Origin of the sequence: Kitasatospora xanthocidica (assembly GCF_014656195.1) — a bacterium.
In the GTDB taxonomy this organism is placed as follows: Bacteria; Actinomycetota; Actinomycetes; order Streptomycetales; family Streptomycetaceae; genus Kitasatospora; species Kitasatospora xanthocidica.
On sequence record NZ_BNBY01000003.1, the window covers coordinates 343,684 to 356,875 of the forward strand.

General features: G+C 73.2%; 15 protein-coding genes. 8 read left to right on the forward strand and 7 right to left on the reverse strand.

Annotated elements, in window-relative coordinates; genetic code table 11:
- Positions 1 to 190: 190 nt before the first annotated feature.
- Entirely contained in the window at positions 191 to 649 is a 459-nt protein-coding gene (locus tag IE332_RS07685) for an SRPBCC family protein (RefSeq protein ID WP_189914380.1), read from the reverse strand.
- 617 nt (positions 650 to 1,266) lie between these two features.
- Between IE332_RS07685 and IE332_RS40750 the strand changes: the two genes are divergently transcribed.
- From IE332_RS40750 to IE332_RS07700, 3 genes are all read left to right on the forward strand, one after another.
- A complete protein-coding gene (locus tag IE332_RS40750) occupies positions 1,267 to 1,713 on the forward strand; it encodes a Rieske (2Fe-2S) protein (RefSeq protein WP_229928406.1) in 447 nt (148 codons plus the stop codon).
- Between the two features lie 170 nt (positions 1,714 to 1,883).
- Positions 1,884 to 2,540, forward strand: a complete 657-nt coding sequence (locus IE332_RS07695; RefSeq protein ID WP_189914381.1) for a HemK2/MTQ2 family protein methyltransferase — start codon at positions 1,884 to 1,886, stop codon at positions 2,538 to 2,540.
- A 25-nt stretch (positions 2,541 to 2,565) separates the two neighbouring features.
- Complete coding sequence (locus tag IE332_RS07700; RefSeq protein ID WP_268256543.1) at positions 2,566 to 2,781, forward strand: CDGSH iron-sulfur domain-containing protein; 216 nt, start codon at positions 2,566 to 2,568, stop codon at positions 2,779 to 2,781.
- Here the strand turns inward: IE332_RS07700 and IE332_RS41810 are convergent.
- Both IE332_RS41810 and IE332_RS07710 read right to left on the reverse strand, forming a co-directional pair.
- Positions 2,734 to 3,750 carry an iron-containing redox enzyme family protein gene (locus IE332_RS41810; protein ID WP_268256538.1) on the reverse strand — a complete coding sequence of 339 codons (1,017 nt, stop codon included), beginning with the start codon at positions 3,748 to 3,750 and terminating at the stop codon, positions 2,734 to 2,736. The two genes, IE332_RS07700 and IE332_RS41810, sit on opposite strands and share 48 nt — an antisense overlap.
- The gene (locus IE332_RS07710; protein WP_189914637.1) at positions 3,747 to 3,914 is read right to left on the reverse strand and encodes a hypothetical protein; all 168 of its coding nucleotides are present in this window, start codon (positions 3,912 to 3,914) and stop codon (positions 3,747 to 3,749) included. The genes IE332_RS41810 and IE332_RS07710 overlap by 4 nt, the downstream gene beginning before the upstream one ends.
- A gap of 145 nt (positions 3,915 to 4,059) precedes the next feature.
- On the opposite strand from IE332_RS07710, the gene IE332_RS07715 reads away from it, so the two are divergent.
- Both IE332_RS07715 and IE332_RS07720 read left to right on the forward strand, forming a co-directional pair.
- Positions 4,060 to 5,079 carry a YihY/virulence factor BrkB family protein gene (locus IE332_RS07715; protein WP_189914383.1) on the forward strand — a complete coding sequence of 340 codons (1,020 nt, stop codon included), beginning with the start codon at positions 4,060 to 4,062 and terminating at the stop codon, positions 5,077 to 5,079.
- Between the two features lie 116 nt (positions 5,080 to 5,195).
- Positions 5,196 to 5,768 (forward strand): flavin reductase family protein, encoded by a 573-nt coding sequence (locus IE332_RS07720; protein WP_189914384.1) that lies wholly within the window; start codon positions 5,196 to 5,198, stop codon positions 5,766 to 5,768.
- Between the two features lie 176 nt (positions 5,769 to 5,944).
- Here IE332_RS07720 and IE332_RS07725 read toward each other — a convergent pair whose 3' ends face one another.
- The gene (locus tag IE332_RS07725; protein WP_189914385.1) at positions 5,945 to 6,364 is read right to left on the reverse strand and encodes a hypothetical protein; all 420 of its coding nucleotides are present in this window, start codon (positions 6,362 to 6,364) and stop codon (positions 5,945 to 5,947) included.
- A 151-nt stretch (positions 6,365 to 6,515) separates the two neighbouring features.
- Between IE332_RS07725 and IE332_RS07730 the strand changes: the two genes are divergently transcribed.
- The 3 genes from IE332_RS07730 to IE332_RS07740 all read left to right on the forward strand — a co-directional run bounded on the left by IE332_RS07730 (position 6,516) and on the right by IE332_RS07740 (position 8,543).
- A complete protein-coding gene (locus tag IE332_RS07730; RefSeq protein ID WP_189914386.1) occupies positions 6,516 to 6,668 on the forward strand; it encodes a hypothetical protein in 153 nt (50 codons plus the stop codon).
- A gap of 268 nt (positions 6,669 to 6,936) precedes the next feature.
- Positions 6,937 to 7,533 (forward strand): GNAT family N-acetyltransferase, encoded by a 597-nt coding sequence (locus IE332_RS07735; protein ID WP_189914387.1) that lies wholly within the window; start codon positions 6,937 to 6,939, stop codon positions 7,531 to 7,533.
- Positions 7,534 to 7,643: 110 nt separating this feature from the next.
- The gene (locus IE332_RS07740; RefSeq protein ID WP_229928407.1) at positions 7,644 to 8,543 is read left to right on the forward strand and encodes an aminoglycoside phosphotransferase family protein; all 900 of its coding nucleotides are present in this window, start codon (positions 7,644 to 7,646) and stop codon (positions 8,541 to 8,543) included.
- 144 nt (positions 8,544 to 8,687) lie between these two features.
- Here the strand turns inward: IE332_RS07740 and IE332_RS07745 are convergent, their stop codons facing one another.
- The 3 genes from IE332_RS07745 to IE332_RS07755 all read right to left on the reverse strand — a co-directional run bounded on the left by IE332_RS07745 (position 8,688) and on the right by IE332_RS07755 (position 13,158).
- The gene (locus IE332_RS07745) at positions 8,688 to 9,059 is read right to left on the reverse strand and encodes a hypothetical protein (RefSeq protein WP_189914388.1); all 372 of its coding nucleotides are present in this window, start codon (positions 9,057 to 9,059) and stop codon (positions 8,688 to 8,690) included.
- Between the two features lie 495 nt (positions 9,060 to 9,554).
- Positions 9,555 to 10,292: a VOC family protein gene (locus IE332_RS07750; protein ID WP_189914389.1), complete on the reverse strand. Its 738-nt coding sequence runs from the start codon at positions 10,290 to 10,292 to the stop codon at positions 9,555 to 9,557.
- Between the two features lie 142 nt (positions 10,293 to 10,434).
- Positions 10,435 to 13,158, reverse strand: coding sequence for a beta-L-arabinofuranosidase domain-containing protein (locus IE332_RS07755; RefSeq protein WP_189914390.1), 2,724 nt, complete (start codon positions 13,156 to 13,158; stop codon positions 10,435 to 10,437).
- Positions 13,159 to 13,192 lie beyond the last annotated feature (34 nt).

Sequence of the window (13,192 nt, forward strand, 5' to 3'; positions counted from 1 at the left end):
GGCCCCGGCCTCGCATCCCCTCGCCGCGAAACGCGCAGAGAGGACGTGACGGTGCACGGAGGGCTTCGGCGAGTTCTCGGCCCCTCGTGCACACCCAGCTCCCGGCAGTTGGCCTTCGGCGCGTGCCGTGCGGCGGCCCCGGTCTTTCGGACCGGGGCCGCGGCCAAGGGGTGCGGTCGACGACGGAGGTTCAGCCAGGGGTGATCCGGCCGCGCCAGCCGCCCTCCTCCCGGCCTTCGTGCTCGATGAAGTCCTTGAAGCGCCGCAGGTCTCCCTTGACCCTGCGGTCGACCATGCCCAGCATGTCGCCGGCCTTCTCGGCCATGCCCTCGGGCTGGAAGTCGATGGCCAGGTTGACCCGGGTGTGCCGTTCGTCCAGCCGCTGGAAGGTCACGACGCCCTTCTGGCGCACATCGCCGTCCGTCGTCCGCCAGGCGATCCGCTCGTCGGGCAGCTGGTCGACGATCTCGGTGTCGAACTCGCGGGTGACACCGCCTATGCTGGTCCGCCAGTGGTTGTGGCGGTCGTCCAACTGGGTCACCGCCTCGACGCCTTCCATGAAGCGCGGGAACTCCTCGAACAGCGTCCACTGGTTGTACGCGGTGTGCAGCGGCACGTCGACGTCGACGGTCTCCTTCACCATGCTCATCTGGGGCCTCCTCGCGGATGTGGCGGCCGGGGCCTTCCCGGCCCGCCCGCGCGCCTTCCCGATGCGCCGCGCCCTAACCACCGACACGTCGTCCCACGAGGCCCCGCCGGTGGTGGCATGGGGCAGCGCACCCGTCCGGAACGCAGGTTTGGCGGACGCCGGCCCGGCTAGGCGCCCGGCATGGACTCCTCACCGCACACTCACCCGTGGTCCCGGCGGCTGCGCCACGCGCTCGACGCGCCGGCCCGCTGGGAGTTCCTCGACACAGCGGCCGAGCCGCTCGCCGGCGCGGTGGCCGGGCTGCCGCTCGGGCCGTACCGCGACGCCCTGCACGGCGTGTGGCTCGGGCACCCGCTGCACCCCGCCCTGGTCCAGTTCCCGCTCGGCTGCTGGCTCTCCGCCGGGCTGCTGGACTGGACTCCCGCCGCGCACCGCGGCGCCGACCGTCTGGTGGCGGCGGGCCTGCTGGCCGCCGGCCCCACCGCGCTCGCGGGCTGGGTCGACTGGGCCCGGCTCGACCCGCCGCGCCGACGCACCGGGCTGGTCCACGCCGCGCCAACACGACCGGCGTACTGCTGTACGGCGCCTCGCTGGCGGCCCGCTGCCGTGGCCGGCGGATGCACGGCCGACTGCTGGGGCTGGCCGGGCTGGCCGCCGTCTCGGCGGGCGCCGCGCTCGGCGGGCACCTGTCCTACCGGCAGGCCGCCGGTCCGAACCGCGCGGCGGCGGTGCCCCTGCTGGCGCCGTCGGACTGGGTCGGGCTGGGCGCGGTCGACGACTTCCCGCCCGCCGAACCCGTCCGCCGCACGGTCGGCGAACTGGCCGTGGTGGTGGTCCGCGACGGGGACGACTGCCATGTGCTCGCGGACCGCTGCGCCCACCTCTCCGGGCCGCTCTCGGAAGGCACGCTGGTGGACGGCTGCCTGCGCTGTCCGTGGCACGGCAGCGAGTTCCGGCTGCGGAACGGCGAGGTGGTGCGTGGACCGGCCACCGCCCCACAGCCGGTGTTCGAGACCCGGGTCCTCTCCGGACACCTGGAGATTCGGCTGACCCGGCCGACCTGACCGGGTCCCACCGGGTCGCTGTCCCGCCCGGCACGCCCGCCCGTCGCACCAGCCGGACCGGAGACGGTATGCGTGCGTCCGCAGTCGGCCGTGTGCGGCTTCGGCGGGCACCGGGCGGTTCCGGCCGGCGTCCGAGGTGTGGGCGCCGCCGATCCGGGCAGCCGCCCGGCATGCTGTTGATCAGAGCGCCGGGCGTCTACGCGCCCCAGGGCGACACCGAGCTCCTGCTCTCCTGCCTCCGCAGCGAGGTGCTGGACACCGCCAGCCGGGTGCTGGACCTCGGCACGGGGACCGGTGCGGTGGCCCTCGCCGCGGCCGGGGCGGGCGCGCGGGTCACCGCCGTGGACCTCTCGGCCCGGGCGGTGGCGACCACCTGGGTGAACGCGAGGCTGAACCGCCGCAGAGTGCGACTGCGCCGGGGCGATCTGGCGGCCCCGGTCGCCGGCCAGCGCTTCGACCTGATCACCGCCAACCCGCCGTACGTCCCCACCGGCGACGCCGTGGCACGGCCCGGCCGAGGGGCCGCGCTGGCCTGGGACGCCGGTGCGGACGGACGGCTGCTGCTGGACCGGATCTGCCGGGAGGCGCCGCGGCTGCTGGCAGGGGGCGGGCGACTGCTGCTGGTGCAGTCCGCGCTGGCCGGTGTCCCGGCGACGCTGGCCGCGCTGCGGTCGGCCGGGCTGCGGGTGGCCGTGGTGGCCCGGCGCAGGCAGGCCTTCGGGCCGGTGATGACGGCGCGCGCCGAACTGTTCGAACGCCGGGGACTGATCCGGCCCGGCGAGCGCGAGGAGGAGCTGGTGGTGGTGCGCGGTGTCCGGGAGCGCTGACCGGGCCGCGACCCGGGTGGTCGTCGTGCCGGGCGGGCCGCTGCTGGTCGAGGGTCCGGTGGAGGTGGTCCTGCCGGACGGGACGGTCCGCTTCTGCGACCGCCCGGTGGTGGCGTTGTGCGCATGCCGGCGCAGCCGTCGCTATCCGTTCTGCGACACCAGCCACCGGCGCCGCGCGCGGCCGGAGCGGGCTTCAGAGCCGGTCGTCGGGCAGGCGGAGCCGGTCGTCGGGCAAGGGTGAGCGCAGCGAGGTGCGGCCGGCCCGCCACCGGCCGAGCAGGTGGTCGGCGAACCGGCCGTCGACGACCTCGGCGGCCGCGATGCCGAACGCGATGTCGGCCTCCAACTCGGGTTCGGTGGCGATCAGTTCTTCGATCACACCGCGTCGGAGCAGTTGCTCGTGGACGGCGTCGGCTTCGATGTGCTCGCGGTAGAACAGCGTGCCGTCCGGTCCCGCGCCGAGGCGCTGCAAGGCTGCGGCCAGGCGGGCGGATCCGGGCGAGGAGGTGATCTCGACGGTGGCGAAGTGTCCGACGGCGGCGCCGCGCAGCGCACGGTGCAGGCCGAACAGTGTCATCAGGTTGACCACCGCGAGCGCGGGCGCGGGGACGAGGTCGAGGTAGTGCCGGTACTCCGGATCGAGGCCGAAGTCGGCCATCATCCGGGCGAACAGCAGGTGGTGGGCGCGGTCGGGGCGGCCGGCGCCGTACTCGTCGTAGGCCACCGTCATCAGCACCGCCTGGGCGGGGCCGTGGAGCCGTGGCAGCATCCACAGCTGCGGGTCCGCTTCCTTGAGGTGGTAGACCGAGCGGTGCACCAGGTACTCGCGGGCCTGCCACCGTGCGCCCTCGGCCAGCAGGTAGTGGGACGGGCCGGTGCCGTCCGGAGGCTCCGCCAGGAGCCGTTCCAGGGCCTGGCGCAGCGGCCGGACGGGCTCCGCCTCGGTGCGCACCGCGGCGAGGAACGGCCGTTCGAGCCCCCGCCGGTAGGAGAGCAGTTCGGGCTCCCACTCCCAGCCCGGGTGGACCCCGGGCAGACCGCGGTCGTGGAGCTCGTAGCAGAGGTGGAGGGCGAGCTGGTGGTCCTCGCCCCAGGGGTCCGTGGCGGGCTCGGGCGGTACCGGGAACCGGGCCGCGCCGGACGGTCCGGCGGTCAGCAGGCCCAGCACCGCCTCGGACAGCGGCCCGCGCGGGTCCGGGAGCCGGCTCACCGCCCGCTCCCGCGACCCTCGGTGCAGGCACACAGCACCGCGACGGCGGTGCCCGGGTCGGCCATGGGGCCGAGGCCGAACCCGCGCAGCAGTGCTGCCGCCTCGTGGTCACGGCGCGGTTCGCTCCCGTTCCCGACCAGTGCCGTCTGTTCCCGCCGGTCCATCGTGCCCGCCTCCACGCAGTCGTCGCCCCTGGCACTGAGCGGTTGCCCTGCTTCGGTCGCGTCTAACGTCCGGATGTCGCGGGTGCGGGCCGTCGCGGGGGGGCGCCGGGGTGTCGGCCGGCACATCGCGGGCAGACGCGTCGGCGTGAACGCGATCGAACGAACCCTGCGCGCCCTGGACCGCTTCCAGCAGCGCCACCGCGTTCCCGGTCTGGTCGTCGGTGTCGTCAAGAAGTACGGCGACGACCGTGGCGGGCTGCTCGCCGCCCTCATCACGTACTACGGCTTCGTCGCGCTGATCCCGCTGCTGCTCCTGCTCAGCACCGCCCTCGGGTTCGTCCTGCACGGCCACCCCGGTGCCCAGCGGTCGGTGCTCGACTCCGCGCTCGCCGACTTCCCGATCATCGGCGACCAGCTGCGTCAGAACGTCCACTCCCTCCAGGGCAACGGCCTCGCCCTGGTCATCGGCGTCCTCGGGCTGCTGTACGGGGCACTCGGCATCGCGCAGGTGCTCCAGCATGCCATGGCCGAGATCTGGAACGTCCCGGGAGTGCGACGGCCCGGCTACTGGCCGCGGCTGGTGCGCAGCCTGCTGCTGTTCGCGGTCCTCGCCACCGGGTTGCTGCTCACCACGGCCGCTGCCTCGCTGGTCGGCACCGCCGCGGGCGGGCCGCTCGCCCGCGTCGGGGGGCTGCTGATCTCGGCGCTGCTGAACGCCACCGTGTGCCTGGCCTGCTTCCGGGTGCTCACGCCCAAGGAGGTTCCCGTCAGGGCGCCGTGGCCGGGGTGCGCGCTGGCCGGCCCGCTGTTCACGCTCCTCCAGGCGTTCGGCGCCCTGCTGGTCACCCACGAACTGCGCCACGCCGGCCAGGTCTACGGCTTCTTCGCCACCGTGATCGGCCTGCTCTCCTGGCTCTACCTGGCCGCCCAGATCACCGTCTACGCGGCCGAGACGAACGTCGTGCTCGCCCGCCGGCTGTGGCCGCGCAGCATCCTGCAGCCCCCGCTCACCGACGCGGACGAGGAGGTGCTGTCGTCCGTCGCCCGGCAGGAGGAACGCCGCCCCGAACAGCACGTCGACGTCTCCTTCCACGACGAGGACGGAGGCGAAGGCGTGGCCGGGGCGGAGGGCGACGACGACCGGCCCTCCGGCCCCGGGACGTGACGGACGGACCGGGGGCGTCACGCTGCGCCGTGCGCGAGAACGAGGGCCCGGTCTGGTCGCGGGAGAAGTGGGTACGCGCGGGGCGACCCACGTACGGCGAGCGTAGGAGGCCCGTCATGGCCGATCCAGTGACGTCAACCGACCGGCGGGGAGACCCGGACGGCCGCACCGTTGAGGGGCCGTCGTACGGGCCCGGACGTGGGGCACCGGCCGAGAACGACTTCGGCGACTTCGCCGCCCTGCTGGACTACCCCGTGTACGTGGTGACCGCCGCCGGGCGCGAGCCGGCCGGCTGCCTGGTCGGGTTCGCCGGACAGTGCTCGATCCGTCCGGCGCGGTTCGTGGTGTGGGTGTCGAAGGCGAACCACACCCATGCCGTCGCCCTGGCGGCGGAGGTTCTCGCCGTCCACCTGCTTCCGCACGACCACCGGCTGGCAGAGCTGTTCGGGGGCCGGACCGGCGACGACACCGACAAGTTCGCCCGGGTCGAGTGGTACCGCGGCCCGCACGGCGCGCCGATCCTCGCCGAGGCACCGGCCTGGTTCGTCGGCCGGGTCCTGGACCGCGCCGACTGGGGGGACCACACCGGGCTGCTGCTCGCGCCGGTCGTGGTCCACACCCCGCCGGGGGCGGTCCCGGTGTCGTCCTTCCGGGACGTGGCGGACATCGAGGCGGGCCATCCGGCCTGACCGGTCCTACGGACCACGGCGCTCCCGACCAGCGCGCCGCCGTAAACGGTGGAGCCGACTCCGATCAGCCGGGACTGGACGGCCGGCACCGTCCCGACGGTGCCGTAGGACCCGACGGTGCCGTAGGAGACGCCGTCGGGCACCACCCCGCGGGGGTGCCCGTGGTCGTCGTGCGGTCAGAGTCTGTGGGCTTCGCGGCCCTGGTGGCCGAACAGGTGGCGGATCCGACCGCCTCGGGCGGGCTCAGCCGGTGTGCCGACGGCCCCGCCACCCTGCTCGGCGGCACGATCCTCCGCGGGCGCGGTCGCCTCGTCGCGGGTGGGCGGAAGGGGCTGCGCAGGCGCTGGGCGGCTCCTCCGGTGCGAGCCCGGCCGGACGGGGCGCCGGCTTCGCCGGGTCATCAGGGCGAGGCCCAGGCAGAAGACCAGGGCGAGGGACACACCGGACAGGAAGATGCCCAGGCTGTCGAGCGTCGCCAGGCTGTTGCCCAGCACGGTCACCTGATAGTCGGGCCCGCCGGAGAGGTTGTCCGCGATCAGCAGCCCGACGAAGGCACCGGACGCCGTCATCAACAGGAGTCCAAGCAACAGCAACATGGCGATTCCTTTCCGTCCCGGTCACCCCCACGGGCCCGCGCCTACCCGGGCGGGCCCGCCCCTAACGCCGCGCCGTGCGGGCCCGCCCACCACTACACGAGGGGCTGTCGCGTGGTGCCGCGGTCGACGCCGGGCAGACCCCGCGCCGCCAGTGCAGTCCGACACGAGCACCGGGCTGCGCGTCGGCTGCCGCCAGGCCGTCGCCGACGAGATGGTGCGGGGGGAGGCCGAGCGCGAGCGGGCCGCCGCCGAAGCCGCGGCCGCCGAGGAGAAGCGGTGCGGCTCCTGGTGGCGCCGCTCTTGACGCCGCCTCACCCTGGCATTGCTCGAAGGGAGCTCAGGCGACGTCGAGGGCATCATGAAACGGGCCAAAGCACTCAAACGGCGCCATGTCCGGCCGAGCCTCGGTTCCGACCCCTTCTCCGGATCCCCGTCCTCACCCGGCCACGACCTTCACGGAACTCCGGCCAGGGCCAGGTGTCGGAGAACCTCATCAACCGAGACGATCGCGGTGCCCGGCGGGGCGGTAAAGGGGTGGACAGTCCTTCTGCCGCTCGGCGAGCATCTCCGCGATGAACAGCGAACCTCACCCCACCAACCCCAAGCGCGTCCGTTTCGTCGAGCTCAGTGCGAAGGCGCTGCGGGCGCTCGCCGACGGTGACCTCGCCGGCGGCAGCGCCGAGGCGGGCGTGGCCCTCGACCCGCACTTCGTCGGCGACCGGGCCCGCTGGATCTTCGGCTACCGCGCCGACCAGCTCGCCGGGGACCCGTCGGCCGCGCCCTGGATCACGCGAGCCGCGGTGTCCGAACCGGACGGGGCCGTGGTCGGCGACGCCGGGTTCCACGGCCCGCCGGACGAGGACGGCATGGTCGAGGTCGGCTTCACCGTGGTGCCCGGGTACCGCCGCCAGGGCTACGCCCGCGCCATGCTGCGGGCGCTGCTCGTCAGGGCCGCCGCCGAGCCCGGTGTCAGGACCGTACGGGCCAGGGTCAGTGCCGACAACACCGCTTCCCTGGCCACCGTCGCGGGCTTCGGATTCACGCGCGTCGGCGAGCAGGGAAACGAACGTGACGGGCTCGTCATCGTCTTCGAGGTCCCGGCGGAGGCGATTGAGACCGGGCACCCCACCGCCTCGGCGGACACGACGGCCGTCCCGGTCGAGCCCTGACCGGAGGAGGGTCACACAGGCCGTCCCGGACACCGACAGGCCATCCTGTGACGCACTGTGATGGCCTCAACTGCTCGCCGCGTGGGGCGGGCCGACTCGAGGAGTTGTTCTTGGCGACCGAGAGAATCGCGGTCACCCGCCCTGCGATCGACGCCGTACTGGTCAGGCGCATGGTCGATTCGCAGTTCCCGCAGTGGGCCGGTCTGCCCCTGGCACTGCTCGATCCGGCCGGATCGGACCATGTGATCTACCGGTTGGGCGAGGAGTTGTCCGTCCGCCTGCCCCGCCACAGCGGCGCCATCGGGCAGGCCAGGAAGGAGTCCGAGTGGCTGCCCCGGCTCGCCCCGCACCTGCCCCTGGCAGTACCGGTACCGGCGGGGTTGGGGGAACCCGACTTCGGCTATCCGTGGCCGTGGGCGGTGTCCCGCTGGCTGGACGGCGAGGTGGCGACCGTCGAGGCACTGGCCGATTCGTCCGAGGCCGCCGTCGAACTGGCGGGGTTCCTGGAGGCCCTTCAGCGGTTCGAGCCCGAGGGGATCCCGGCTCGGGGCGCTCGCGAGGATCTGACCGTCCGGCCGCTGGTCGCACGGGATCGGGCGACGCGGGCCGCCATCGCCGAGGTCGACGGCGTGTTCGACGGCGCGGCCATGACCGAGTTGTGGGACGCGGCGATCAGCACCCCCGGATGGGATGGTCCTCCGGTCTGGTTCCACGGCGACTTCCACACCGGCAACCTGCTGACCGTCGACGGCCGCCTCAGCGCGGTCATCGACTTCGGCGGGCTCGGCATCGGCGACCCTGCCTGCGACCTGATGATCGCCTTCACCCTGATGTCGGCCGGGAGCCGCGCCGCTTTCCGCACCGCGCTCGGCGTGGACGACGCCACCTGGACCCGAGGCCGCGGCTGGGCGCTTGCCACGGCCCTCAACGCCTACACCCACTACGCCGCCGTCAACCCCCGGGTCGCCGCGCAGACCACCCGTCAGATCACCGAGGCCCTCATCGGGTAGGCAACCGGGGAAAGACACACCGCTTCATGGGGGGTGTAATGGCCGGCGTGTGGTTACACCGGGCTCGGCGTGGTTGTTCGCCAGTCCGGGGTGGTGCGCTGTAGCTGGCGGCAGGCAACCGCTGCCGGTCGCCGACCTGTCGGCTCACCCCTCGGTGTGGACGGCCCGCGACGGAGCGTTGTGGCCCCGCCGCCGGGCGACCATGCGCCGGAGCAGCGGGTGCGCCGGCAGCGCGACTGCGCCACCCAGCGCGCCGAACAGGACCGGGGCGTTCCACCAGGGCACCAGATCGACGGAACGGCCGTCCGGCCACCGGCAGACGTGCGAGGGCGGGAAGAGCGACTCCTCGATCCGGATGTCCTTGTGCTCTGGTTCCCGGTACGCCACCGGGTCCCGCCCGTAGAGCTCGGTGACACAGGCCCGGGTCGGCCGGGTCTCGAAGCCGGACATCATGCCGAGCAGCCACACCACACCCGCCGCCAGCAGGCAGAGCACTACGCCCGCCGTCCTCGCCATGGCCGTCCCCCACTCGGTCGTCCGTTCGTACCGGACCCGGAGACGATCATGAAGCCGGGTTCGGTTCCCGTTCTCGCAGGCCCGCCCGCCGTCCACTGGCCGTGGGTGCACGCCGTCGTGTCGGCGGGCGGTGAGTCCAGTGGGCGAGCCGGGTCATGCGCGAGGAGCCATCGAGCAGCCGAGCCCGATCGTCGCCGGTGCCTGCGGTGTTGGCAACGCGCTCTGTGGAGACGGCCACCCCTTGGTCGGGAGTCGTCCCGCAGCTGCTCGACGGGATCTCCCCAGCCATCGGCCACCTGCGGCCGGGCGCCACAAGGGCGGCCGACCGCAGGTCAGCGAGTTCCGGGGCCGAGGCGGGCTGTCCGGGGCCGCCCGTCTTGCGTCCGCTGACGCGCGCCGGATCACCCGGGACGCCATCCGCGCCGCCGGCGGCATGCGCTGACGCCACCTCGTCCGCGCCGCCGGCCCGGAGCCGGGCGAAGCCGTTGCTCAGGGTCAGCCGGGGCTGAGGAGGCAGAACTCGTTGCCTTCCGGGTCGGCCAGAATCGTCCAGGAGATCGCGGACCGGTCGAAATCAGGGTCGGTGGCGCCCAGGGCGCGCAGTCGGGCCGCCTCCGCTGCCACGTCGTCACCGGAGTAGGGGCGGACGTCGAGGTGGACGCGGTTCCACCCGGTCTTGGTGTCGGGGGTCCGGCGGAACTGCAGGTAGGGGCCGACGCCTTGGGCGGAGCGCATGGTCGCGTGGTCGTCGGTGACCTCGTGCAACGTCCAGTCCATCGCCTCGTCCCAGAACTCGGCCATCGCTCGCGGGTCGGTGCAGTCGACCACCACCGCGGCGATCGGCCCGGTGTCCTGGTGGATCGGGCGGGGCTCCAGGACGCAGAACTCGTTGCCCTCCGGGTCGGCCATGACCGTCCAGGGGACGTCGCCCTGACCCACGTCGGCGAGCGTCGCGCCGAGATCCTTCAGGCGCGCGACCAACTCCGCCTGATGGGCGGTCGAGGTGGTGGCCAGGTCGACGTGCACCCGGTTCTTCACCGTCTTGGGTTCCGGGCGGGCGACGATGTCGATGCAGACGGCCACCGGGTCGGGGTAGGCGAAGCCCACGGGTTCGAGGTTGGTCACACCGGGCCCCTCGCTGTCGACCCCCCAGCCGAGTGCCTCCGCCCAGAACCGGCCGAGCGCGGAGTCGTCCTGGGCCTTCATGTTGATCTGCACAAGTCGTGTTGCCATAAGCGCAGATCCTAGGGCCCGTCTTCGAACCCCCGTCGTCCGCCCGCCAGGGCGGGCGGGGGTTCGAAGACGGGCCCCAGGCCCTGCCCCCGCCCCGGGCCCCCCCGGTCGCCCTGCGGCGGCCGCGGGGCCCGGCGCCGGATCAGATGAACCGCCACAGGTGGTCGCTGGTGCCGTTGTCGTCCCAGAGCACGGCCTGCGCCCCCGCGGTGGTGGAGGCGCCGGAGATGCCGAGGACGCGGCCGCCGTTGGCGCACTGGATCCTGAAGGTGTCGCCACCGCCGTGGCGCAGGCGCCACCGGTGGTCGGCGGCGCCGTTGTCGGCCCACTGGACGATCCGGGTGCCGTTGGCGGTGCCGCCGTTCTCCGTGGCGAGGACCTTGCCGCTGTTGGAGTTGCGCAGGCGCAGGTAGCCGCCGGTGTCGAGGGCGGCCGTCCAGAGGTGGTCGGCGGTGCCGTTGTCGTCCCACTGGAGGGCGAGGCCGCCGTCGGCGGTGGACATGTTCTGGACGCCGAGGACGAGTCCGCTGGCGACGTTCTGGATCCGCCTGGCGCCGACGGGGGCGAACTGCCACTGGCCGGCGGCGGCACCGCTGTCGGGCAGTTGTACCGCCGCGGCGCCCTGGGTGGTGGAGCCGCCGGCGATGCCGAGCAGCTTGCCGGTGTGGACGTTCTGGAGCTTGTGGTAGCCGTTGCCGGCGTCGACGACGGTCCACCGGTGGTCGGCGGTGCCCGAGTCGGCCCACTGGAGGATCGGGGCGTTGTCGGCGGTGGACATGTCCTTCACGCCGAGGACCTTGCCGCTGTTGAGGTTGCGCAGCCGCAGTGCGGTGCCGTCGACGACGAGGGCCCAGTTGTGGTCGGCGGTGCCGGTGTCGGCCCACTGCAGGGCGAGGCCGCCGTCGGCGGTGGACATGTTCTGGATGCCGAGGACGAGCCCGCTGGCCGCGTTGACCAGCCGGAAGCTCGCGCCGTCGGTCCGCCAGTAGACGGTGTAGTTGAAGCCCTGGGCGTCGTGGAACGGTCCGAGGCCGACCGTCGCCCCGTTGGCGGTGGCCGTGAAGGCGAGGGCGGTGCTGCTGGTCCGGGTGATCGTGCTGGCGTCCAGGGCCGGGAGGGCGGACAGCGTGGTGCTGCCGTAGTTGCCGGCCAGGACGGCGGGGCCGTAGGTGATCGCCGCGACACCGGGGCTGTCGTTGGCGGCCTGGAGGGCCACCCGCATGGGGAGCTTCACGGTGACGGTGTCGCCGGAGGCCCAGGACCGGGTGAGGGTGGCGTACGTGCCCGGGGTGGTCGCGACGCTCTGCGCGACGCCGTTGACGCTGACGCTGGCGCCCGAGGTCCACCCGGGGATGCGGACGCGCATGGACCATGTCCCGCCGGCGCTGCCGGTGACCTTGAGCGTCGTGGTGTCCTCGGCCGGGAACGCGGTGGTCTGGGTGACCGTGATGCCCCGGTCGGTCCAGTCCAGGACGGACGGGAGGAACAGGTTCACCGTGAGGGTGGTGCCGTCGTGGAAGTAGATGGAGTCCATCAGCTTGGTGTTGGACTCGATGCCCGTTCCCTGGCAGCACCAGAACGTGCCGTAGTCGGTGCTCCAGGTGCCGCCGCCCCAGGCCGGGCCCTTGCCCCGGCGGCTGCCCGGGTTGAGGGAGGTGAAGTACGTGATGTGGCCGTGCGGGTCGGCCGGGTTCTGGGCGCCGACGACGTGGTTGAGCAGTGCCTTCTCGTAGAAGTCGAAGTACGAGGCCCGGTCCGGGCTCAGCTGCCACAGTTCCCGGGTGAGCTTGAGCATGTTGTAGGAGTTGCAGAGCTCGCAGGTGTCGTCGGTGAGGTAGCCGGAGATGGCGTTCGCGGGCCGGAAGTGCTCCGCCTGGCTGTTGCCGCCGATGGCGTAGGTGTGCGAGCCGGTGGTGATCGCCCAGGCGTTGGCGGCGATGTCGCGGTAGCGGGTCGTCCCGGTGGCCTTGTACTCGCGGACGGCTCCGATCCACTTGGGCACCTGCGTGTTGGCGTGCAAGCCGCTGAGCTGGTCCAGGTTGGCGGCGAGCGGGTCGAAGACCGCGGCGTGGTCGAACCGCTGAGCGGTGGTCAGCCAGCGTGCGTCGCCGCTCTGTTGGTAGAGATCGGCCAGCACCTCGTTCATGCCGCCGAACTCGGTGCCCAGCATCGACTGCATCGTGCCGTAACTGAGCGCGGCGGTGCGGCGGTCGACCCAGTCGGCGAGTGCGAGGAGCACGTCGCGGGCCTGGGTGCTGCCCAGGAGGCGCCACACGTCGAGCAGTCCGGCCATGGTCTTGTGGACGCAGTAGTACGGGACGTTGCCGTTGCTCAGCCTGCCCGCTTCGAGGCTGGCGAAGTCGGACTCGGGGAAGCCCGACAGGTAGCCGGCCGAGAAGCCCGCGGCGGCGTTGTTGGCCTGGCACTTGGCGAGTTCGGCCACCATCCGGTTGGCCTTGTCGCGGCAGACGGTGTCCCCGAGCGCGGCGGCGGCCTGGGCCCACGCCGTGAGGAAGTGGCCCTGCACGTGGGTGCGGAAGGGGAATCCCGGGTCGTCCCAACCTCCGTTCGTGGCAGCGGCGTTGGTGGAGAGCCGGTGGTTGGCGCGGAAGTTGTACAGCAGGCGGTCGACGTCGACGAAGCGGAGGTACGCCAGGGTGCGGTTCTGGTTGTCGAGCCACCGGCTGCTGGTGAGCCGGACCTGGCCCAGCTCGAACGGGACCGTCGACACTCCGACGTCGGGCCTGGCCGGTCCCGTCTCCGCCGCGGCGGAGACGGGACCGAGTGCAGGGCCGGCGGCTGCGGCCACGGCCGCGACGCCGGTCGCCTTGAACATGACACGGCGGCTGAAGGGGTGAGCCGGCATGGCGAACTCCACGGTACGTAAGAGGAGGGAACGG